This is a genomic window from Bacillus sp. MBGLi79, assembly GCF_002953915.1.
Genome location: NZ_CP026521.1, coordinates 2,750,914 through 2,772,824, shown reverse-complemented (window position 1 = coordinate 2,772,824; position 21,911 = coordinate 2,750,914). Strand labels below are relative to the sequence as shown.

The window sequence follows — 21,911 nt, the reverse complement described above, 5'->3', positions numbered from 1 at the left end:
GGATGAAGCTAGAGAAATTAAGAAACCTGTTTGAACAGCTGGGAATTGACGGCATGCTGATTACAAGCAGCACGAATGTACGCTATATGACAGGGTTTACAGGTTCTGCGGGTTTGGCTGTTATATCGGGTGACAAAGCAGCGTTTATTACGGATTTTCGTTATACAGAGCAGGCGAAGGTTCAGGTAAAAGGTTTTGAGATCATTGAACATGGCGGCAGCCTGATTCAGACCACTGCCGACACTGTGGAATCGTTCGGCATCAAGCGTCTCGGCTTTGAACAGAACAGCATGACATATGGCACTTACGCTTCATACAGCGCCGTTATCAGTGAGGCCGAATTAGTGCCTGTGGCTGAATCCGTGGAAAAGTTGCGCTTGATTAAGTCTAGTGAAGAGATTAAGATATTAGAGGAAGCTGCGAAGATTGCAGATGATGCCTTCAAACATATCTTGACGTTTATGAAACCCGGCATTTCTGAAATCGCTGTTGCCAATGAGCTGGAATTTTATATGAGAAGCCAGGGAGCTGACAGCTCTTCTTTTGATATGATTGTCGCCTCGGGCCTTCGGTCAAGCCTTCCTCACGGTGTGGCCAGTGACAAACTGATTGAAAGCGGAGACCTTGTTACGCTTGATTTTGGCGCTTATTATAAAGGATATTGTTCTGATATTACCCGTACGGTCGCTGTTGGTCAGCCCAGTGATCAATTGAAGGAGATCTATCAGGTTGTATTTGATGCTCAGGCGCTCGGCGTCGCACATATTAAGCCGGGAATGACAGGAAAAGAGGCTGACGCCCTCACAAGGGATCACATTGCGGCAAAAGGCTACGGTGAATATTTCGGTCATTCAACCGGGCACGGGCTCGGCATGGAAGTTCATGAATCGCCGGGATTATCCGTCAGATCTTCAGCTATCCTTGAACCGGGCATGGTGGTCACAGTGGAGCCGGGCATTTACATACCAGAAACAGGCGGTGTCCGTATTGAAGATGACATCGTGATTACAGAAAACGGCAACCGGACAATCACCCATTCCCCAAAAGAACTTATTATTTTGTGATTGTAATATAGGAGGACATTAAACATGATTTCAGTTAACGATTTCCGTACAGGATTAACAATCGAAGTAGATGGCGGCATTTGGCGCGTCGTTGACTTCCAGCACGTAAAACCTGGAAAAGGTGCGGCCTTTGTCCGCTCTAAACTTCGCAACCTTCGCACTGGCGCCATTCAGGAAAAAACCTTCCGCGCTGGTGAAAAAGTAGCGAAAGCGCAAATCGAAACAAAAACAATGCAATATCTATATGCAAACGGAGATCAGCACGTATTTATGGATACTTCTTCTTATGAGCAGCTTGAACTGAGCGCAACTCAAATCGAAGAAGAATTAAAATACCTGCTTGAAAACATGTCTGTGCATATCATGATGTACCAGGATGAAACACTTGGCATCGAACTTCCAAACACAGTTGAGCTGAAAGTTGTTGAAACTGAACCTGGTATTAAAGGTGATACAGCATCAGGCGGTACAAAACCTGCGAAAACTGAAACCGGACTTGTTGTAAACGTGCCGTTCTTTGTGAATGAAGGCGACACACTTGTTGTCAATACATCAGACGGTTCTTACGTTTCAAGAGCATAGAAAGAAAAAAAAAAAGCCTGTTCCCAAATTGGGAGCAGGCTTTTTTTGTGCCCAAAAACAGAATCTTTCTTTTATACGAAAATGACAAGACTACTTCAGCAAGCTAGAGCATATCATATAAAAAAACAGGAGGTTGGGAGAGTGCTATGAAATTTTTCCTTGGAAATATCAATTCTACTGTTTTAACAATGGCGGGATTACGAGTTTTATCCTCTATGATTGAGCTGACTGCAGCCATTATCATGCTTGTGACAAACGATGTCCGGAAGGCGGTTGTGGTTAACAGCATTCTTGCTATTGTAGGGCCGTTGATTTTTATCATTACGATGACAGTCGGAATCTACCAAATTGCCGGGCAGCTTTCGTATGCAAAGCTGATTCTGATTTTTACGGGTGTTGTTTTGATTTTGGCGGGTGTTCATAAATAAGAAGAGGCTTGTCATAAAGTCTGCCTCACATCATACATTTTAAAGAAGCCAATCGGTAGAAAGGAGGAGGCTCTGTTGAATGAAATCGCTGAGGTTCTCCCTGAATCCATGAAAAACGCCCTTTCTGAAATACCGGAACAACAATGGCTGGAAATCGAAGAAGTCAGAATCCGGGTCAACCGCCCTATTGAATTGATTCGAAAAGGACAACCTGTTTTTTTATCCTATGCGGGTACGGCCGAGGATGCCCATCTGATCCTGAGCCGGCTCAGCAACTATAGCATGTATACACTTGAAGAAGAGCTGAAGAAAGGGTATGTCACGATCAGAGGCGGTCACAGAGTCGGACTGGCAGGCAGAGTCATTACGGAAAACGGAGGTGTGAAAGGACTCCGTGACATCGCATCTTTTAATATACGAATTGCCAGGCAAAAGCTGGGGATTGCGGAGCCGCTGCTTCCGTACTTATATCAAACCAGCTGGCTGAATACGCTGATTATCGGACCGCCCCAAACCGGCAAAACAACACTTCTTCGGGACCTTGCGAGGCTCTCGAGCACCGGCAAAAACCGCATGCTGCCCGTAAAGACAGGCATCGTCGATGAACGGTCAGAAATTGCCGGATGTCTGCGCGGCATTCCGCAGCATCAATTTGGACAGAGAATTGACGTATTAGACGCCTGTCCGAAGGCTGAGGGGCTGATGATGATGATTCGATCCATGAGTCCTGAGGTGATGATTGTCGATGAAATCGGGCGTATGGAAGATACAGATGCGCTTCTGGAGGCGTTGCATGCAGGTGTTTCAGTAATCGTATCGGCGCATGGCTGGAGCATATCCGATCTCATGAAGCGGCCTTCATTGAAGCGATTGTGGGAAGAAAGAGCCTTTGACCGCTATTTGGAATTATCAAGAGCAAAAGGGCCGGGCACAGTGAGCCGTATTTATGACAAAGACGGACATGTGCTGTCTAGGACGACGGGCGTGAAAACATGCTGAAGCTGCTGGGCGCAGTATTCATTGTGGTAGCGACAACATGGACAGGTTTTGAGATGGCGAAGATTTATACAGAACGGCCGCGGCAAATCCGCCAGCTGCGTGCGGCGCTTCAATCCCTCGAGGCTGAAATCATGTACGGTCATACACCGCTTCATATCGCTTCACAGCAGATTGCCAAGCAGCTCGCACAGCCTGTTTCAGCTCTTTTTTCCGCATTCAGTGATCAGCTGGAAAAGGGAAGCGATTCCGCGAAAACGGCGTGGGAGCAAAGCTTAAAAAAAGTTTGGGACACCATGTCTTTGAAAAAAAGCGAATACGAGGTGCTAAAGCAGTTTGGCGAGACGCTCGGGATTCATGATCGAATCTCACAGCAAAAGCACATCAAGCTGGCGCTGACACATTTGGAAGCCTCAGAAGCGGATGCTGAGCAGGCGCAAGCGAAAAACGAAAAGATGATAAAAAGTTTGGGCTTTTTAGCGGGCTTGTTACTCATTCTTCTATTGATGTAAACATGAGGGGAGCAAAAATAAAATGGGAGTAGATGTGAATGTCATATTTCAAATCGCAGGAGTGGGAATCGTGGTCGCTTTTTTACACACGATATTGGATCAGATGGGCAAGAAAGAATACGCTCAGTGGGTGACGCTGTTAGGTTTTATCTATATTTTATTTATGGTGGCCACCATTGTAGATGACCTATTTAAAAAGATAAAAGCTGTGTTTTTATTCCAAGGATAGGGGGGCTTGCAGATTGACATTGTTCAAATTGTAGGTTTAGGGCTGATCGCCACCTTCCTTTCTTTAATAGTAAAAGAACAAAAGCCGACTTTTGCTTTTTTAATCGTCGTTTTTGCCGGATGTGCCATTTTTCTTTATTTAGTAGACCAAATCTACGACATTATACGAATGATAGAAAAAATTGCGATTAATGCAAATGTCAACATGGTCTATGTTGAAACCATTTTAAAGATTATCGGAATCGCCTATATTGCTGAATTCGGGGCACAGCTCACAAAAGATGCCGGTCAAGGAGCCATCGCCTCGAAAATAGAATTGGCGGGGAAAATTTTAATTCTCGTTATGGCTGTGCCTATTTTAACCGTCATTATTGAAACGATTCTCGGACTTATACCTTCTATGTCATAACCGAAAGGAGGCGGTAGATTGAAGTGTTTTCAATGGGTTTTGCTTTTGGCCGTGCTGATCATAGCAGGGCGTGCAGAAATTGTACAAGCAGCCGGTAATGACGAACAAACGGAAGATCATGCTGAAACGGCCGAGCAATTAGCGGAAAGGACAGCAGCCTCGCTTGAAACAGATAAGATCGGGGAATTTTGGAATGATATTATGACAGAATACGGCGGACTGCTGCCGGAAAGCCAAAAAGGCAGCTTAATCGAGTTTATCAACGGCGATAAATCATTCTCACCGCAAGAATGGCTGAAAGCTCTCTTTTCTTATTTGTTCCATGAAGTGCTTGCAAACGGAAAGCTGCTGGGCACATTGATTTTGCTCACGATTTTTTGCGTCATTCTGCAGCTCCTGCAAAATGCGTTTCAGCAAAGCACTGTCAGTAAGGTCGCTTACTCAATTGTGTACATGGTGCTGATTATCCTTGCGCTGAACAGCTTTCATGTGGCAATCAATTATGCAACTGAGGCCATTCAGACGATGACCAGCTTTATCCTGGCACTCATTCCGCTCCTCTTGGCGCTTTTGGCTTCCTCAGGCGGAGCTGTATCTGCTGCCTTCTTTCATCCTGTTATCCTCTTTCTGATGAACACGAGCGGTCTCTTGATTCAAAATATCGTCATGCCGCTGATTTTCTTATCAGCGATTCTGAGCATTGTCAGCACAATGACCGAGCAATACAAAGTAACGCAGCTGGCCAACCTGCTCAGAAATATCGCCATCGGAGCACTGGCTGTTTTTCTTACCATCTTTCTCGGCGTCATCTCTGTTCAGGGAGCCTCAGCTGCAGTGACAGACGGCATTACGCTCAGGACGGCTAAATTCATAACCGGAAATTTTATTCCAGTGCTTGGCCGAATGTTTACAGACGCAACAGATACAGTAATCAGCGCCTCCTTACTGCTGAAAAATACGGTAGGGATTCTGGGTGTCGCTATTTTGATCTGTATCGCGGCATTTCCGGCAATCAAAGTGCTTTCCCTCGCTTTTATTTATAAGCTGGCAGCCGCGATTCTTCAGCCGCTTGGAGGCGGGCCCGTCATCACCTGCCTCGACGTCATCAGCAAAAGCGTCATCTATATTTTTGCAGCTCTCGCCATTGTGTCCCTCATGTTTTTTTTAAGCCTTACTGTCATAATCACAGCCGGGAACCTCACGATGATGATGAAATAAAGGAGGCAGGCGAATGAGTTTTTTAACGGAATGGCTTACCACCATCGTGTTGTTTATCCTATTTGCAATTGTGATTGATATGCTGCTGCCAAGCTCCAGCATGCAAAAGTACGCAAAAATGGTAGTCAGCCTGCTCTTGATTGTCGTCATGCTTACGCCAATTTTTAAACTTTTCAAGACAGACCCCGAAGTCATCTTTGAATACCTCACAAAAAACGAGCAATCAGAGTCTGCCGACATAAAAAATCAAATCAATTCAAAAAAAATAGAAATACAAGCTTCCCAGCGCGCATATATTCTAGAAGAAATGGCTGTCCAACTAAAAAAGAAAGCGGAGGAGAGATTCAGTCATGATGAATATAAAGTAGGCAGCATCAAACTCACGGCAGGAGAAAAGGTAGATTCAGAAGAGGATATTAAAACAATCAGCGTGTATATGGCCCCGTCTTCTGAAAAAACGGTCCAAACGGTCGCGCCGGTCCACATTGATACAGATCATGCATACGTAACGAAAGAAGCAGCCGAACAAAAAGAAGCCAAACAGATCCAAACCCAGCTCGCGGACATTTGGGAAATCGGACGTAAGAAAATTACGGTTCATATGGAAGGCGGGGAGAGTGTCAGCAATGAATAAAAACGGATTATGGAATGTATTGAAAAAGCAGTTTCTTCCGGGACAAACGAAGGACGGCGAAAAGCCGAAGCTGACCAAATATCATTACTTTCTGTTCGTTTTTGTTCTCGGAGTTTCCTTTATGCTTGTCAGCCAGTTGTTTTCTTCACCCGAGAAAACAGAAAACGCCAAAACGATAACGGCCGTATCCTCACAAAATTCTGGAGGCAGCAAAGAGAAAACAGCTGAAGTGTTTAAAGCCTCAAAATCTGACGAGCCTAAAAACTCGATCGATGATTATGAAAAAGAATACGAAAATCAGCTGAAAGAAATTCTTGAAACAATCATTGGAGTGGATGATGTCTCGGTTGTCGTGAATGTTGATGCAACGTCCCTGAAAGTATATGAAAAAAACAAATCAAACAAAAATACGACCACTGAAGAAACAGACAAAGAAGGCGGAACAAGAAGTGTTACAGACCAGACATCGGAGGAAGAAATCGTCATGATCAAAAACGGCGATAAAGAAACACCTGTCGTCGTCCAAACGAAAAAACCTGATATACGCGGTGTACTCGTTGTTGCTCAAGGAGTGGACAACGTTCAAATAAAACAAACCATTATTGAAGCGGTGACACGGGTCCTGGATGTTCCAAGCCACCGGGTTGCGGTTGCCCCTAAAAAAATAAAGGAGGATTCATAAATGCTTAAAAAACAAACCGTTTGGCTATTAACAATGCTCAGTCTTGTCGTGGTGTTAAGCGTCTACTATATCATGTCGCCGGAAAGCAAAAACGCCGTGCAAATGCAAAGTGAAAAAAGCGCGTCTGACAGTGGAGAGGTCGCAACTGAAAAAGCGCCTGCCAAGCAAGACACGAAGGAAAAAAGCGGTACAGAAACTGAAAAAGGAAAAGAAGATGGAACAAAGGGAACGAAAGATTCATCAGCAGACAAGGAAACATCCGCTGAAGCCAGTGAAAAAGGAACTGTCGTTACGGAAACAGCCGATGATGATCTGTTTACAACGTACCGTCTGGATTTAGAAGATGCCAGAAGCAAAGAAAGAGAAGAGCTGAATGCCATTGTGTCAAGCGATGATGCAACAGCCAAGGAGAAAAGCGAAGCATACGATAAAATGACGGCTCTCAGTGAAGTGGAAGGAACAGAAAAACAGCTGGAAACGCTGATTAAAACACAAGGTTACGAGGATGCGCTCGTCAATGCTGAAGGAGATAAAATCAATATTACAGTCAAATCAGACAAACACTCCAAATCGAAGGCGACAGCCATTATCGACCTTGTCGCAAAAGAAATCAAAACAATGAAAGATGTCGCTGTCACATTTGAACCCTCTAAATAAGAATGAGGAGAAAAAAGCCCGCTAAACAAGCGGGCTTTTTGCGTTGCTATCATATTAGAGTTGAATTCAAAAGTCCGCTCCTGTAAGATGAACATAGTATGTACTTTTAGTAGTAACCTATAAAAAAAGAAATTTCATACATAGGAGTGCGATTGAATGTTAAATATCAAAGAAATCCACGAGCTGATTAAAGCAATTGACGAGTCTACAATTGACGAATTCGTATATGAAAATGAAGGTGTATCCTTAAAACTGAAAAAACACGAAGCAGGCACTGTTCAAGTCATGCAGCAGGCGCCGGCAGCACCTGTACAGGCACAGGCTCCGCAGGCAGTTCAGCCGCAAGCGCAGCAAGCAGCGTCTGCACCTGCCCAAGAAGCACCAAAGCAAGATGAGAATCTACATAAAATCACTTCACCAATGGTAGGAACATTTTATGCATCTTCATCACCGGAAGCTGGCCCGTATGTAACAGCCGGTTCAAAAGTGAATGAAAACACAGTTGTCTGCATTGTAGAAGCGATGAAGCTTTTCAACGAAATCGAAGCAGAAGTGAAAGGCGAAATCGTTGAAGTATTAGTAGAAAACGGCCAGCTGGTCGAATACGGACAACCTCTATTTCTTGTAAAAGCAGAGTAAGGAGACTGAACATGATTAAAAAGCTATTGATCGCCAACAGAGGAGAAATTGCTGTCAGAATCATCAGAGCCTGCAGAGAGCTCGGCATTGAGACTGTCGCTGTTTATTCAGAAGCTGATAAAGATGCCCTTCATGTTCAAATGGCCGATGAAGCTTTTTGTATCGGGCCCAAAGCATCAAAAGACAGCTATTTAAACGTTACAAATATTGTGAGTGTTGCAAAGCTGACTGGCACGGACGCTATTCATCCGGGATATGGATTTTTAGCTGAAAATGCTGATTTCGCTGAATTATGTGAAGAAGTGAATGTCACGTTTGTCGGCCCGAGCGCTGACGCCATTTCAAAAATGGGAACAAAAGACGTTGCGCGGGAAACGATGAAACAGGCCGGAGTCCCAATCGTACCGGGTTCACAGGGAATTATAGAAAATGTGGAAGAAGCGGTTTCGCTTGCTAATGAAATTGGGTATCCTGTAATTATAAAAGCCACCGCAGGCGGAGGCGGAAAAGGAATCAGAGTTGCCCGCACTGAAGAGGAACTGATTAATGGCATTAAGATTACACAGCAGGAAGCTGCAACAGCATTCGGAAATCCAGGCGTATACATCGAAAAATACATAGAAGATTTTCGCCATGTTGAAATCCAAGTGCTTGCCGATAACTACGGAAACACCATCCATTTGGGAGAACGTGACTGCTCGATCCAAAGACGCCTGCAAAAGCTTTTGGAAGAATCACCATCTCCAGCCCTTGATTCAGAAATCAGGGAGCAGATGGGAGATGCAGCAGTAAAGGCTGCAAAAGCGGTTGGCTACACAGGTGCTGGAACAGTTGAATTTATCTATGACTACAATGAACAGCGCTATTACTTCATGGAAATGAACACGAGAATCCAGGTAGAGCACCCAGTCACAGAAATGGTGACGGGAACGGACCTGATTAAGGAACAAATCAAGGTGGCATCAGGAATGGAACTGGACCTTAAGCAAGAAGATGTTGAATTTGAAGGCTGGTCCATCGAATGCCGAATCAACGCAGAAAACCCAAGTAAAAATTTCATGCCGTCACCTGGTGAAATTAAAATGTACCTGCCTCCTGGCGGTCTTGGTGTCCGCGTCGATTCAGCTGCGTACCCGGGCTATTCCATCCCGCCGTACTATGACAGCATGATTGCAAAGGTCATCACATACGGAAAAACGAGGGATGAAGCGATTGCCCGCATGAAACGCGCATTGAGCGAATTCGTCATCGAAGGCATTGAGACAACAATCCCGTTCCATTTAAAACTGCTTGAACACGAAACATTTGTGAGCGGAGAGTTTAATACGAAATTTTTAGAAACATATGATGTAATGGGCTCATAATTTTTACGGAGGTGAATTGAATGAAAGACAACAGCTTGCTTAAAATGGATCAAGAAGATACGCATTTAGGTAAGGTTGAGATTGCACCGGAGGTCATTGAGGTCATTGCCGGCATTGCAGCATCAGAAGTTGATGGGGTTGCCGAAATGCGCGGAAACTTTGCGACAGGCGTCGTCGAGCGCTTTGGCAAAGTGAATCATGGCAAAGGCGTCAAAGTCGACCTGGCGGATGACGGAATTACGATCGATGTATACTGTGTCGTTACATTTGGCATTTCGATTCCGAAAGTTGCAGCGTCCGTTCAGGAAAACATTCGTCAAACCTTATTAAATATGACGTCTCTTTCGATTAACGAGATTAATATTCACATCGTCGGCATTCAATTTGACACAAAAGCCCAGGAAGTCCAAATCGACGAAGAAATGTAAATGGCTTAACACGAAACCAAGGGGAGGGCGGCCCTTTGGTTTTTTTACACGTTACCCTTTATTTCAAAGCATGAAGAAAGCCGGCTCAAAAGCCGAGTTTCTTCATGAACGTGAAATCCGAATGATCATATTAAGGTTTATGAAAATATTCGGTAATAGGGTGAAAAAACCTTGATTTCAATATGCGGATACGAAAAAAATATGTTATGATCTCTTTGTGGCTTAACGACAAGCGGATAAAGAGGATCAAAGGAGAAAGAAAATGAAAAGAAGAACAGCAAGAGAAAAAGCTTTGCAGGCACTATTTCAAATTGATGTCAGCGATATTGCAGTGAATGAAGCCATAGAACACGCACTGGATGAAGAAAAAACAGATCCTTTCTTTGAACAGCTTGTATACGGGGTATTGGAACACCAAGACCAGCTGGATGAAATGATCTCCAAGCATCTGGTGAATTGGAAGCTCGATCGGATAGCCAATGTTGACCGTGCGATTTTGCGCCTGGCAGCATATGAAATGGCATATGCCGAAGACATTCCGGTGAATGTCTCCATGAACGAAGCGATTGAGCTGGCAAAACGGTTTGGTGATGACAAAGCGACAAAGTTTGTAAACGGGGTTCTTTCTAACATTAAATCTGATATTGAACAATCATAGGAGGAAAGAAAATGACTGCAACAATCATCGACGGAAAAGAAACGGCTAGAGAAAAACGCGAACAATTGGCAAAAGAGGTAGAAGAGCTTAAAAAGCAAGGTGTCACTCCCGGACTGGCGGTTATTTTGATTGGAGATGATCCTGCTTCTCACTCTTACGTGCGAGGAAAGAAAAAAGCGGCTGAAACAATGGGAATGAATTTCAAGCTCGATCAATTTGACAGCAGCCTCACAGAAGCTGAACTGCTTTCTATTATTGATCAATATAACCAAGATCCTGAGTTTCACGGGATTCTCGTTCAGTTTCCGCTTCCAGACCATATTTCTGAAAAAGCGGTGATCGAACGTATCTCTCCTGATAAAGATGTAGACGGGTTTCATCCGTTAAACGTAGGGAAAATGCTGCTTGGTGAAGATACGTTTCTCCCTTGCACGCCTCATGGAATTGTTGAGCTTTTGAAGAAAACCAATATCGACCTTTCCGGTAAAGAGGTTGTTGTAGTCGGCCGAAGCAACATTGTCGGCAAACCTGTCGGCCAGCTTTTATTAAATGAAAACGCGACGGTTACTTACTGTCATTCAAGAACAGAAAATATTACTGAGCATACGAAAAAAGCGGACATCCTGGTGGTGGCAGTGGGAAGAGCCAACTTCATCAGTGCAGACCAGATCAAAGAGGGCGCTGTTGTCATTGACGTCGGCGTTAATCGTCTGGAAAGCGGAAAGCTTTGCGGAGACGTTGAATTTGAAGGGGCAAAGGAAAAAGCGTCCTTCATCACGCCGGTTCCAGGCGGAGTAGGTCCGATGACCATCACGATGCTTGCGCATAATACTGTTAAATCTGCGAAACGTACGTTATCATAGATAATTGGAGATATTCACAGGCGGGGCGTATTGCCCGCCTTGAATATGAGCACGATACCCGCTTCTTCAGGCTCCTAAAGCCAGGGCGGGTTTTCTTTAGTTATGGTGCAGGAATGCTTAGGAGAGGAGTTTTTAGACATGGGTGAAGCAGCGTATGTTACCGTCTCAGCGCTGACAAAGTATATAAAACGAAAATTCGATGTAGATCCTCACCTAGAAAATATTTGGATTAAAGGCGAATTATCGAATGTAAAGATACACACACGAGGCCACATTTATTTCACTTTGAAAGACGAAAACGCAAGAATGCAGTCGGTGATGTTCGCGAGACAAAGCGAGCGTCTGCCTTTTAAACCTGAAAACGGTATGAAAGTGCTGGTCAGAGGCGGAATTTCCGTATATGAACCGAGCGGAAACTATCAATTATACGCCAAAGAAATGCAGCCTGACGGGGTCGGAGCGCTTTATTTAGCGTACGAAGAATTAAAAAAGAAACTTGCCGGAGAAGGTTTATTTGACGACCGCTACAAAAAACAAATCCCCGCATTTCCAGCCACAATCGGGGTTGTGACATCTCCAACGGGTGCCGCTGTCAGAGACGTTATTACAACTCTAAAAAGAAGATATCCCCTTGTGAAAGTCATTGTTCTTCCAGCGCTCGTACAAGGCGAAAATGCGAGCAGATCCATTGTTACGCGCATTGAAGAAGCAAATGAAAAAGAGATGTGCGACGTATTAATTGTCGGGAGAGGCGGCGGTTCGATAGAAGAACTGTGGGCATTCAATGAAGAAATTGTAGCTCGCGCAATCTTTGCTTCCAATATTCCAATTATATCGGCAGTTGGGCATGAGACGGATTTTACGATCAGTGATTTTGTCGCAGATATCAGAGCAGCGACGCCGACAGGGGCAGCTGAGATTGCCGTGCCTCATACCACTGATTTAATCGAACGGACAAAAACAGCGGAAGTCAGGATGACAAGAGCGATGCAGCAGCATCTCGGCCAGAAAAAAGAACGGATTCAAACGCTGCAATCGTCCTATGCCTTTCGTTTTCCAAAGCGATTGTATGCACAAAAAGAGCAGCAGTTTGACCTCGCGTACCAGCAGTTTCAAGCACAGCTGACCGCTCTTTTAGATCGGAAAAGCAGACAGCTGGAGCGGGAAACGTACAGATTAGAGGCGCTGCATCCTCATGAACAGCTGAAGCAAGCGAAAACACGCTACGAGGAACAGACAAATCAGCTGAGAAAAAATATGAATATCCAAATGAAGCAGCTGCATTCCCAATTCCAAACAGTTCTTGGCAAGCTGAATGCATTAAGTCCTCTTCAAGTGATGGAAAGAGGATACAGTCTTGCTTATAAAGAAGATAAACTCATTAAAAGTGTCAATCAGATAGAAGAGAAGGACCGGCTAGAAGTCAAGCTGACGGATGGCGTGCTGGCCTGTGAAGTATTAGAAAAGAGAGGGGAAGAAAAATGACAGACGTGAAAAAAAATGAAAACATGACTTTTGAAGAAGCGATGAAAGGGCTTGAGAGTATTGTCTCAAAGCTTGAAGAGGGGGATGTGCCTCTAGAGCAAGCGATTAACTATTTCCAAGAAGGCATGGCTTTATCAAAAATGTGCCATGAAAAGCTGCAAAAAGTCGAAAAGCAAATGGACTTTATTTTAAAAGAAGACGGCGAACTGGCACCTTTCAGTGTTCAGGAGGAAGACAAAGGTGACAAATAAATTAACGAGTTTTCTGGCGGACCGGAAAAAAACAATTGAAAATCAGCTTTCTGTCTATACAGAAAAGCTTGATATGCCGGACTCATTAAAGAAATCTATGCTGTATTCTCTAGAGGCCGGCGGAAAGCGGTTGCGCCCTCTGATTGTACTGGCTGTATTAAACGCATATGGAAAAAGCGAACAAGACGGCATTCCGGTCGGCTGTGCTGTCGAAATGATTCACACGTATTCGCTAATTCATGATGATCTTCCATGCATGGATGATGACGATTTGCGCCGCGGGAAGCCGACAAATCATAAAGTATTTGGTGAAGCGACAGCAGTATTAGCGGGTGACGGACTGCTCACGGAAAGCTTTAAGCTCATCACCTCCCACGTGTCAGACAAGGTGTCAGCAGAAAAGCGCCTTCGGCTTGTCAATGAACTGATTTTAGCGGCAGGCACCGAGGGCATGGTCGGGGGACAAGTCGCTGATATGGAAGCGGAAAACCGCCAAGTCACGCTTGAAGAGCTCGAATCCATTCATGAACGGAAAACTGCCAAGCTTCTAGGTTTTTGCGTAATCGCCGGCGCGATTTTGGCGGATGCACCTGAGGAAGATATTGAAACCCTGCGTACCTTCAGCAGCCACATTGGAATCGGTTTTCAAATCAGAGACGATATTTTAGATTTAGAAGGCAGTGAAGAGAAAATCGGCAAACGTGTCGGATCGGATACCACAAATGACAAATCGACTTACCCGTCACTTCTTTCACTGGAAGGGGCCAAACGTAAATTGGATGCTCATATAAAAGAGGCGAAGCGATTAATCGGCGGACTCTCTCTTCAACAAGACCTCTTGTATGAGCTTTGTGATTTAATTGCGGCAAGAGATCACTAAAACGATCCTAATTTGAAGCGGCTGCACGAGATATGGTAAAATGTAAGCAGTTTATATGAAAAATGAAAAGGAAAGCGCGTTTGTCTTTTTTTATGTCCGAGATGATTGTCCAGCTCGGCATTCTGGAAGACATGTGCCATTGCAGAAATTCATGCTGAAAGTGAGTTGATCCGCTTTGGATCTTTTATCAATACAGGACCCGTCGTTTTTAAAAAACATGTCCATTGATGAATTAGAGAAATTAAGTGATGAAATCCGTCAATTTTTAATTACAAGTTTATCCGCTTCCGGCGGCCACATCGGCCCAAACTTAGGTGTCGTAGAGCTTACTGTTGCACTGCATAAGGAATTTAACAGCCCGAAAGACAAGTTTTTATGGGATGTAGGCCATCAGTCGTATGTCCATAAGCTGCTGACAGGTCGCGGAAAAGAATTTGCGACGCTTCGCCAGTACAAAGGGCTTTGCGGATTTCCAAAGCGGAGCGAAAGCGAGCACGATGTTTGGGAAACCGGGCACAGCTCGACTTCTCTGTCAGGCGCGATGGGAATGGCAGCTGCGCGTGATATTAAAGGAACGGATGAATATATTATTCCGATTATTGGGGACGGCGCGCTGACCGGCGGAATGGCGCTTGAAGCCCTTAATCACATCGGCGACGAGAAAAAAGACATGATTGTCATTCTTAATGATAATGAAATGAGTATTGCACCAAATGTCGGCGCCATTCATTCTATGCTCGGACGGCTTCGCACTGCGGGGAAATACCAGTGGGTCAAAGATGAGCTTGAATACTTATTTAGAAAGATTCCGGCAGTTGGAGGCAAGCTTGCCGCGACAGCTGAACGGGTCAAAGACAGCCTGAAATACATGCTCGTCTCCGGAATGTTTTTCGAGGAGCTTGGTTTTACGTATTTGGGCCCGGTGGACGGACATTCTTATCATGAGCTGATTGAGAATCTTCAATACGCCAAAAAAACAAAAGGCCCTGTTCTCCTGCATGTCATCACGAAAAAAGGGAAGGGGTACAAACCGGCTGAAACCGATACAATTGGAACATGGCACGGTACCGGACCATACAAAATTAATACCGGTGACTTTGTAAAACCGAAAGCCGCAGCTCCTTCATGGAGCGGCCTTGTCAGTGGAACTGTGCAGCGAATGGCGCGCGAGGACGGACGCATTGTAGCCATTACGCCGGCTATGCCTGTCGGTTCAAAGCTTGAAGGGTTCGCAAAGGAATTCCCTGACCGGATGTTCGACGTAGGAATCGCAGAACAGCATGCCGCAACAATGGCTGCAGCTATGGCAATGCAGGGTATGAAGCCGTTTTTGGCAATTTACTCAACCTTCCTGCAAAGGGCATATGACCAAGTCGTTCATGACATCTGCCGCCAAAATGCCAATGTGTTTATTGGTATTGACCGTGCAGGACTCGTTGGCGCAGATGGAGAGACACATCAAGGCGTGTTTGATATTGCGTTTATGCGTCACATTCCAAACATGGTCTTAATGATGCCGAAAGACGAAAATGAAGGCCAGCACATGGTTCATACAGCACTTAGCTATGACGAAGGTCCGATAGCGATGCGTTTTCCGCGCGGAAACGGACTCGGCGTAAAAATGGATGAACAGTTGAAAACGATTCCGATCGGTACGTGGGAGGTGCTGCGTCCAGGGAACGATGCTGTCATCTTAACATTCGGTACAACAATTGAAATGGCGATTGAGGCAGCAGAAGAGCTGCAGAAAGAAGGCCTTTCCGTGCGCGTTGTGAATGCGCGTTTTATTAAGCCGATTGATGAAAAGATGATGAAGAGTATCCTAAAAGAAGGCTTGCCCATTTTAACAATTGAAGAAGCGGTCTTAGAAGGCGGTTTCGGAAGCTCGATTTTAGAATTCGCTCATGATCAAGGTGAATATCATACACCGATCGACAGAATGGGTATCCCTGATCGGTTTATTGAACACGGAAGCGTAACCGCGCTTCTAGAGGAAATTGGACTGACAAAACAGCAGGTGGCAAACCGTATTAGATTACTGATGCCGCCAAAGACACACAAAGGAATTGGATCATGACGTCAAAGAAAGAACGATTAGATGTATTATTAGTGGAAAGAGGGCTGGCGGAAACGCGTGAAAAAGCCAAAAGAGCCATTATGGCGGGGATCGTCTATTCAAACGAAAACCGCTTGGACAAGCCCGGAGAAAAAATTGACCGCGACCTTCCGTTAACCGTCAAAGGAAACCCGCTGAGGTATGTGAGCAGGGGCGGTTTAAAGCTCGAAAAAGCGCTGAAGGAATTTCCCGTCTCTGTCAAAGATAAAATTATGATTGATATTGGCTCCTCCACTGGCGGTTTTACGGACTGCGCTTTGCAAAATGGAGCTAAACAGTCATACGCTGTGGATGTAGGCTATAATCAGCTTGCGTGGAAGCTCAGACAGGATGAACGGGTCGTCGTGATGGAACGGACGAACTTCCGTTATGCAACACCGGCAGACTTTACAAAGGGCATGCCGGAGTTTGCCACAATAGATGTGTCCTTTATTTCCCTGCGGCTCATCCTTCCTGTCCTTAAAACATTGCTCGTACCGGGCAGCGACTGCATGGCTCTTGTTAAGCCTCAGTTTGAAGCGGGACGGGAATCGGTCGGCAAAAAAGGGATTGTCAGAGATCCTAAAGTGCATGCTGATGTGCTCAAGCGAATGATCAGTTTTTCTGCCGCTGAAGGCTATATCTGTAAAGGCCTGTCATTTTCTCCGATCACGGGAGGAGACGGAAATATTGAGTTTCTCCTTCATTTGTATTGGCCGGGAGAGGGACAGGCAGGTCAGGAACTGCCGGAAGAAGAGATCATGCGCGTTGTAGAAGAGGCACATACGACGTTAAAAGAAAAAAAAGCAGATGTACCGGAATAATAGTGCGCTATTATTCCTTTTTTCTGCATTCATGTACAATGTGCAGAGAATCATATAACATAAAAGAACAGATAAGCTGGAAATAGAGGTGCTTACATGAACAAAGGCCAGAGGCATATTAAAATCAGAGAGATCATTACGAGCAATGAAATCGAAACGCAGGATGAATTGGTCGACATGCTGAAGCAGGATGGCTACAAAGTGACGCAAGCGACGGTATCACGGGATATTAAAGAACTTCACCTTGTAAAAGTGCCTACGAATAATGGTTCTTACAAATACAGTCTTCCGGCGGACCAGCGTTTCAATCCGCTTTCAAAGCTAAAGCGGGCATTGATGGACGCATTTGTGAAAATAGACTCAGCAAGCCATATGATTGTGCTGAAAACGATGCCGGGCAATGCCCAGGCAATCGGGGCGCTGATGGACAATTTGGACTGGGATGAAATGATGGGGACCATTTGCGGAGATGATACGATTTTAATTATTTGCCGGACTCCTGAAGATACAGAAGGCGTAAAAAACAGGCTGCTTGAACTGCTGTAACAGAAAAACTAACAAAGATAAGAGGTGTAATGCTGTTTGTTAGCTGAACTATCGATTAAAAACTTTGCCATTATTGAGGAACTGACGGTTTCTTTTGAACGCGGGCTTACGGTTTTAACAGGAGAAACCGGAGCCGGCAAATCCATCATTATAGATGCCATTTCTCTTTTAGTCGGAGGCCGCGGATCATCTGAATTTGTTAGATATGGGGAAGCAAAAGCAGAACTTGAAGGGCTGTTTCTTTTGGAGAGCGGCCATCCCGTTTTAGGCGTATGCGCTGAGCAGGGAATCGACGTTTCAGACGAAATGATCATCATGAGAAGAGATATCAGCACGAGCGGGAAAAGCGTTTGCCGTGTCAATGGCAAGCTTGTCACGATTGCCTCGCTAAGAGAGATCGGCAGGCTTTTATTAGATATTCACGGGCAGCACGATAACCAGCTGTTAATGGAAGACGAAAATCATCTCCAGCTCTTGGACAAGTTTGCCGGAGCCGAAGTGGAAAGCGCGCTCCAAGCGTATCAGGAAGGGTACCATCGGTATATGAAGCTGCTCAAAAAGCTAAAACAGCTTTCTGAAAGCGAACAGGAAATGGCCCATCGCCTTGATCTCATTCAATTTCAGCTCGAAGAAATCGAATCAGCAAAGCTTGAGATCAACGAAGATGAACAGCTTCAAGAAGAGCGTCAGCAAATTTCAAACTTTGAGAAGATATATGAATCGCTGCAAAATGCATATAATGCGCTTCGCAGTGAACAGAGCGGATTGGACTGGGTCGGAATGGCATCAGCCCAGCTTGAAGATATATCTGATATTAACGAACCGCTGAAAAAACTGTCTGAGAGTGTTTCGAACTCCTACTATCTGCTTGAGGACGCTACATTTCAGATGAGAAATATGCTGGATGAGCTTGAATATGATCCAGAACGCCTGAACTATATTGAGACGCGGCTCAATGAAATCAAACAGCTGAAACGAAAATACGGTGCCACTGTCGAGGACATTTTGGAATACGCTTCTAAAATTGAAGAAGAAATTGACCAAATTGAAAACAGGGACAGCCACCTCCAAAGTCTGAAAAAGGAGCTTGACTCCGTTGGCAAGGATGTCGCAGTGGAAGCGGCAAATGTTTCTCAAATCCGGAAAACATGGGCGAAAAAACTGGCTGATGAGATTCATCGGGAATTAAAAAGCCTGTACATGGAAAAATCAACGTTTGATACGGAATTCAAAATCAGACAAGCGTCACGCAATGAAGCGGCACCGGTTGTAAACGGCCAGCCTGTTCAGCTGACTGAACAAGGGATCGATCTGGTGAAGTTTTTAATTTCAACCAATACAGGCGAGCCGCTGAAATCTCTTTCGAAAGTCGCTTCAGGTGGAGAGCTGTCACGGGTGATGCTTGCCATAAAAAGCATTTTTTCCTCACAGCAGGATGTGACATCGATCATTTTTGATGAGGTTGATACCGGTGTAAGCGGCAGGGTCGCACAGGCAATCGCTGAGAAGATCCATAAAGTGTCAATAGGATCACAAGTGCTTTGTATTACACACTTGCCTCAGGTGGCTGCCATGGCCGATACGCATCTTTATATTGCGAAGGAGTTAAAAGACGGCAGAACGACGACACGTGTCAAGCCGCTTTCTAAGCAGGAAAAAATAGTGGAAATCGGACGCATGATTGCAGGTGTCGAGGTAACCGATTTAACGAAACGCCATGCGAAAGAACTTTTAAAACAAGCGGATCAAGTCAAAACAACTGGGTAAGCTGCGCGAAAAGCGCAGCTTATTTTTTTTGTTTACATCCATTCGTTCATCAGTATATCCAATGTTTTTCTTCATATGACAGTTATAAATAAGCCTCCAAAAGGCAAAATTAAATGATGTAGCAGCAAGTCATAAAGAAGGTGTGGGATAGGAGCGAGGAGAGTGAAGTAGTGAATGCCCGATAACATCAGAAAAGCAGTAGGTTTAATTCTCCTTGTTTCGTTATTAAGTGTAGGTTTATGCAAACCGCTAAAAGAGTATTTACTGATTCCAACGCAAATGAGAGTATTTGAAACCCAAACACAAGCGATTGAAACAAGTTTATCGGTAAACGCTCAGACATCAGAATCATCAGAAGCGTTTACAGTAAAAAAAGATCCGCACGAAATTAAGGTGACAGGCAAAAAGTCAGGTGAGTCAGAATTAGTATACGATCTTGCCGGATTTCCAATTAAAAAAACAAAAGTGCAAGTTCTTCCTGATTTAAAGGTGATACCTGGCGGACAATCAATCGGTGTAAAACTTCATTCCGTCGGTGTTCTTGTCGTCGGATTCCATCAAATCAATACAAGTGAAGGCAAAAAATCTCCGGGAGAAACGGCCGGAATTGAAGCGGGCGACATTATTATTGAGATGAATGGACAGAAAATTGAAAAAATGAACGATGTAGCCCCATTTATCCAAAAAGCCGGAAAAACCGGTGAATCTTTAGATTTACTGATCAAACGTGACAAACAAAAAATCAAAACAAAGTTGATTCCACAAAAGGATGAACAAGAAGGCAAATACAGAATCGGATTATATATCAGGGATTCTGCTGCCGGCATTGGCACTATGACCTTTTATGAACCGAAAACAAAAAAATATGGAGCACTTGGACACGTGATTTCCGATATGGACACAAAGAAACCAATTGTGGTGGAGAATGGAGAAATCGTTAAATCCACTGTAACATCAATTGAAAAAGGGACAGGCGGTAATCCGGGAGAAAAACTGGCGCGATTTTCCTCAGAACGCAAAACGATCGGGGATATTAACAGAAACAGCCCATTCGGGATTTTCGGCACGCTGCATCAGCCGATTCAAAACAACATTTCAGATCAAGCACTGCCGGTTGCATTTTCTACTGAAGTCAAAAAAGGGCCGGCTGAAATTTTAACGGTCATTGATGATGACAAGGTGGAAAAATTTGATATTGAAATCGTCAGCACAACGCCGCAAAAATTCCCTGCGACAAAAGGAATGGTGTTGAAAATTACTGATCCAAGGCTGTTGAAAGAAACAGGAGGCATCGTACAGGGGATGAGCGGAAGCCCGATCATTCAAAATGGAAAAGTGATCGGCGCTGTCACCCATGTGTTTGTAAATGACCCGACAAGCGGCTACGGTGTTCATATTGAATGGATGCTGTCAGAAGCAGGAATCGATATTTACGGAAAAGAAAAAGCAAGCTGACTGCCGGAGTTTCCGGCAGTTTTTTTGTTTTGATCCCTCTTCACTTCTCAGAATACATACGGTAAAATATACAAAAGAAGATTTTTCGACAAATTCACGTTTCCTTGTTTGTCAAATTTCATTTTTAGTCGAAAAACAGAGAAAAACATAGAATAACAAAGATATGCCACTAATATTGGTGATTATGATTTTTTTAGAGGGTATATAGCGGTTTTGTCGAATGTAAACATGTAGCAAGGGTGAATCCTGTTAACTACATTTGGGGAGGAAGAAACGTGGAGAAAATTAAAGTTTGTGTTGCTGATGATAATCGAGAGCTGGTAAGCCTGTTGAGTGAATATATAGAAGGACAGGAAGACATGGAAGTGATCGGCGTTGCTTATAACGGACAGGAATGCCTGTCGTTGTTTAAAGAAAAAGATCCCGATGTGCTCGTATTAGATATTATTATGCCGCATTTAGACGGACTTGCGGTTTTAGAGAGGCTGAGGGAATCAGATCTGAAAAAACAGCCGAATGTCATCATGCTGACAGCCTTTGGACAGGAAGATGTCACGAAAAAGGCCGTCGATTTAGGCGCGTCCTACTTTATTCTCAAACCGTTTGATATGGAAAACCTTGTCGGTCATATCCGCCAAGTCAGCGGAAATGCCAGCAGTGTGACGCATCGTGCGCCATCATCGCAAAGCAGCATTATACGCAGCAGCCAGCCTGAACCAAAGAAGAAAAATCTCGACGCGAGCATCACAAGCATTATCCATGAAATCGGCGTCCCAGCCCATATTAAAGGCTATCTCTATCTGCGTGAAGCAATCTCAATGGTATACAATGACATCGAATTGCTCGGCAGCATTACAAAAGTCCTCTATCCGGACATCGCCAAAAAATTCAACACAACCGCAAGCCGTGTAGAAAGAGCGATCCGCCATGCAATTGAAGTGGCATGGAGCAGAGGAAACATTGATTCCATTTCCTCGCTGTTCGGTTATACTGTCAGCATGACAAAAGCTAAACCTACCAACAGCGAATTCATTGCAATGGTTGCGGATAAGCTTAGATTAGAACATAAGGCTAGCTAACTATTGGATTATATAATTCCTTAGATTTCAGGAAAACTGAGCATAATGTTATATCTTTAAGTTTACGTCTTCTTTACTGGTGTCGCAATTTAGTGAAGGAGACGTTATTATTGCAAACCAACTTTGAGAGAGAGAAATTTGCGGTGTCATCGAAAAGTTTCTATATA

Annotated in this window: 25 protein-coding genes; all 25 read left to right on the top strand. The window is 44.4% G+C overall.

The features are described 5' to 3' along the window. The first annotated feature begins 2 nt into the window (after window positions 1-2). The 25 genes from papA (at window position 3) to spo0A (ending at window position 21,744) form a co-directional block, all read left to right on the top strand. Window positions 3-1,064 carry an aminopeptidase PapA gene (papA, locus tag C1T29_RS13930; protein WP_014664572.1) on the top strand — a complete coding sequence of 354 codons (1,062 nt, stop codon included), beginning with the start codon at window positions 3-5 and terminating at the stop codon, window positions 1,062-1,064. Window positions 1,065-1,088: 24 nt separating this feature from the next. Continuing rightward, complete coding sequence (gene efp, locus C1T29_RS13925; RefSeq protein WP_003226377.1) at window positions 1,089-1,646, top strand: elongation factor P; 558 nt, start codon at window positions 1,089-1,091, stop codon at window positions 1,644-1,646. Between the two features lie 146 nt (window positions 1,647-1,792). Next, window positions 1,793-2,074, top strand: a complete 282-nt coding sequence (locus C1T29_RS13920) for a YqhV family protein (RefSeq protein WP_014664571.1) — start codon at window positions 1,793-1,795, stop codon at window positions 2,072-2,074. 75 nt (window positions 2,075-2,149) lie between these two features. Next, complete coding sequence (gene spoIIIAA / locus C1T29_RS13915) at window positions 2,150-3,073, top strand: stage III sporulation protein AA (protein WP_040082660.1); 924 nt, start codon at window positions 2,150-2,152, stop codon at window positions 3,071-3,073. Next, window positions 3,067-3,582, top strand: coding sequence for a stage III sporulation protein SpoIIIAB (gene spoIIIAB / locus C1T29_RS13910; protein WP_014664569.1), 516 nt, complete (start codon window positions 3,067-3,069; stop codon window positions 3,580-3,582). Before spoIIIAA ends, spoIIIAB begins: the two co-directional genes overlap by 7 nt. A gap of 22 nt (window positions 3,583-3,604) precedes the next feature. Beyond that, window positions 3,605-3,811: a stage III sporulation protein AC gene (spoIIIAC, locus tag C1T29_RS13905; protein WP_003153142.1), complete on the top strand. Its 207-nt coding sequence runs from the start codon at window positions 3,605-3,607 to the stop codon at window positions 3,809-3,811. Window positions 3,812-3,817: 6 nt separating this feature from the next. Continuing rightward, on the top strand, window positions 3,818-4,219 hold the full coding sequence (gene spoIIIAD / locus C1T29_RS13900; protein WP_003230228.1) for a stage III sporulation protein AD: 402 nt from the start codon (window positions 3,818-3,820) through the stop codon (window positions 4,217-4,219). A gap of 18 nt (window positions 4,220-4,237) precedes the next feature. Beyond that, window positions 4,238-5,437, top strand: a complete 1,200-nt coding sequence (gene spoIIIAE / locus C1T29_RS13895; protein WP_103749595.1) for a stage III sporulation protein AE — start codon at window positions 4,238-4,240, stop codon at window positions 5,435-5,437. Between the two features lie 13 nt (window positions 5,438-5,450). Beyond that, entirely contained in the window at window positions 5,451-6,071 is a 621-nt protein-coding gene (gene spoIIIAF / locus C1T29_RS13890; protein WP_069839475.1) for a stage III sporulation protein AF, read from the top strand. Continuing rightward, window positions 6,064-6,753, top strand: coding sequence for a stage III sporulation protein AG (spoIIIAG, locus tag C1T29_RS13885; protein WP_040082663.1), 690 nt, complete (start codon window positions 6,064-6,066; stop codon window positions 6,751-6,753). The genes spoIIIAF and spoIIIAG overlap by 8 nt, the downstream gene beginning before the upstream one ends. Further along, window positions 6,754-7,410, top strand: coding sequence for a stage III sporulation ratchet engulfment protein SpoIIIAH (gene spoIIIAH, locus C1T29_RS13880; RefSeq protein ID WP_003230250.1), 657 nt, complete (start codon window positions 6,754-6,756; stop codon window positions 7,408-7,410). A gap of 156 nt (window positions 7,411-7,566) precedes the next feature. Next, complete coding sequence (gene accB, locus C1T29_RS13875; protein ID WP_014664564.1) at window positions 7,567-8,049, top strand: acetyl-CoA carboxylase biotin carboxyl carrier protein; 483 nt, start codon at window positions 7,567-7,569, stop codon at window positions 8,047-8,049. 11 nt (window positions 8,050-8,060) lie between these two features. Beyond that, window positions 8,061-9,413, top strand: coding sequence for an acetyl-CoA carboxylase biotin carboxylase subunit (gene accC / locus C1T29_RS13870; RefSeq protein WP_014664563.1), 1,353 nt, complete (start codon window positions 8,061-8,063; stop codon window positions 9,411-9,413). Between the two features lie 20 nt (window positions 9,414-9,433). Further along, window positions 9,434-9,841 (top strand): fatty acid biosynthesis protein YqhY, encoded by a 408-nt coding sequence (gene yqhY, locus C1T29_RS13865; protein WP_003226398.1) that lies wholly within the window; start codon window positions 9,434-9,436, stop codon window positions 9,839-9,841. 262 nt (window positions 9,842-10,103) lie between these two features. Continuing rightward, window positions 10,104-10,499: a transcription antitermination factor NusB gene (gene nusB, locus C1T29_RS13860; protein WP_014664562.1), complete on the top strand. Its 396-nt coding sequence runs from the start codon at window positions 10,104-10,106 to the stop codon at window positions 10,497-10,499. A gap of 11 nt (window positions 10,500-10,510) precedes the next feature. Continuing rightward, the gene (folD, locus tag C1T29_RS13855) at window positions 10,511-11,362 is read left to right on the top strand and encodes a bifunctional methylenetetrahydrofolate dehydrogenase/methenyltetrahydrofolate cyclohydrolase FolD (protein WP_103749596.1); all 852 of its coding nucleotides are present in this window, start codon (window positions 10,511-10,513) and stop codon (window positions 11,360-11,362) included. Window positions 11,363-11,500: 138 nt separating this feature from the next. Continuing rightward, complete coding sequence (xseA, locus tag C1T29_RS13850) at window positions 11,501-12,847, top strand: exodeoxyribonuclease VII large subunit (protein WP_041521376.1); 1,347 nt, start codon at window positions 11,501-11,503, stop codon at window positions 12,845-12,847. Next, window positions 12,844-13,098 (top strand): exodeoxyribonuclease VII small subunit, encoded by a 255-nt coding sequence (locus tag C1T29_RS13845; protein ID WP_103749597.1) that lies wholly within the window; start codon window positions 12,844-12,846, stop codon window positions 13,096-13,098. Before xseA ends, C1T29_RS13845 begins: the two co-directional genes overlap by 4 nt. Continuing rightward, on the top strand, window positions 13,088-13,978 hold the full coding sequence (locus tag C1T29_RS13840) for a polyprenyl synthetase family protein (RefSeq protein ID WP_103749598.1): 891 nt from the start codon (window positions 13,088-13,090) through the stop codon (window positions 13,976-13,978). Before C1T29_RS13845 ends, C1T29_RS13840 begins: the two co-directional genes overlap by 11 nt. A 175-nt stretch (window positions 13,979-14,153) precedes the next feature. Beyond that, a complete protein-coding gene (gene dxs, locus C1T29_RS13835; protein ID WP_069839471.1) occupies window positions 14,154-16,055 on the top strand; it encodes a 1-deoxy-D-xylulose-5-phosphate synthase in 1,902 nt (633 codons plus the stop codon). Beyond that, the gene (locus C1T29_RS13830) at window positions 16,052-16,897 is read left to right on the top strand and encodes a TlyA family RNA methyltransferase (RefSeq protein WP_014664557.1); all 846 of its coding nucleotides are present in this window, start codon (window positions 16,052-16,054) and stop codon (window positions 16,895-16,897) included. The genes dxs and C1T29_RS13830 overlap by 4 nt, the downstream gene beginning before the upstream one ends. 96 nt (window positions 16,898-16,993) lie before the next feature. Further along, on the top strand, window positions 16,994-17,443 hold the full coding sequence (gene argR, locus C1T29_RS13825; protein ID WP_003230265.1) for an arginine repressor ArgR: 450 nt from the start codon (window positions 16,994-16,996) through the stop codon (window positions 17,441-17,443). A gap of 36 nt (window positions 17,444-17,479) precedes the next feature. Next, window positions 17,480-19,210, top strand: a complete 1,731-nt coding sequence (gene recN / locus C1T29_RS13820; protein WP_208945465.1) for a DNA repair protein RecN — start codon at window positions 17,480-17,482, stop codon at window positions 19,208-19,210. A 174-nt stretch (window positions 19,211-19,384) separates the two neighbouring features. Next, on the top strand, window positions 19,385-20,665 hold the full coding sequence (spoIVB, locus tag C1T29_RS13815) for a SpoIVB peptidase (protein ID WP_069149849.1): 1,281 nt from the start codon (window positions 19,385-19,387) through the stop codon (window positions 20,663-20,665). Window positions 20,666-20,940: 275 nt separating this feature from the next. Continuing rightward, complete coding sequence (gene spo0A, locus C1T29_RS13810; protein ID WP_003226427.1) at window positions 20,941-21,744, top strand: sporulation transcription factor Spo0A; 804 nt, start codon at window positions 20,941-20,943, stop codon at window positions 21,742-21,744. Window positions 21,745-21,911: the final 167 nt, after the last annotated feature.